This window comes from Mycobacterium sp. E3298, from assembly GCF_001666895.1.
Classification (GTDB): Bacteria; Actinomycetota; Actinomycetes; order Mycobacteriales; family Mycobacteriaceae; genus Mycobacterium.
The window spans coordinates 1-664 of the sequence record NZ_LZJB01000265.1 but is presented as its reverse complement, the minus strand read 5'-3'; the positions used below and the strand labels follow the sequence as shown (position 1 = coordinate 664).

2 pseudogenes are annotated in these 664 nt (G+C 67.8%); one reads left to right on the top strand and one right to left on the bottom strand.

Going from position 1 to position 664, the window contains the following annotated elements:
* Positions 1-286: pseudogene (locus A9X05_RS12550) on the bottom strand (PPE family protein); the annotation flags it as partial.
* Here A9X05_RS12550 and A9X05_RS12545 point away from each other — a divergent pair.
* Positions 259-664 (top strand): annotated as a pseudogene (locus A9X05_RS12545) (hypothetical protein); the annotation flags it as partial. The pseudogenes A9X05_RS12550 and A9X05_RS12545 overlap by 28 nt on opposite strands.

The window sequence follows — 664 nt, the reverse complement described above, 5'->3', positions numbered from 1 at the left end:
CCGCCGCATAGCCATACATCGCCGCCGCATCCTGGGCCCACATCTCCATGTACTGCGCCTCGGTCGCCATGATCGCCGGCGTGTTCTGCCCGAAGAAATTCGTCGCGACCAACGTCGCCAACAACACCCGATTAGCCGCAATCACCGGCGGCGGCACCGTCATCGCAAACGCCGCCTCAAACGCCGCCGCAGCCGCCCGACCCTGACTGGCCGTGTCCTCGGCCAACCCCGCCACCGCAGAAAGCCAACTCACAAACGGCACCACCGCCGACACCATCGACGACGACCACCGCGCCAGTCAAGGCAGCAGCGACCGCCGCGACGACGAACAACCCGATGAGCGAGCTGTGGTTCCTGTTGACCGGCCAGACCGCCTTCCCCACCAACCTGGGGGCGGCCGTCAACGGCTACAGCCCGTTCGCCAGCCTGTTCTATAACACCGAGGGTCTGCCGTACTTCAGTACCGGTATGGCCAACACCTTCACCCAGATCTCCAAGACGGTGGGGTTGATCGGTGGTGCGGCTCCGGCGGCAGCCAAGGCGCTGCCCGGTCTGGGTGGGCTCGGTGGTCTGCTCGGCGGCGGTGCCGGAGCGGTGCACCCGGCCGCGGCCATCGGCGGGGCGGCCTCCATCGGTGGCAAGTTGTCGGTGCCGGTGGCCTGGA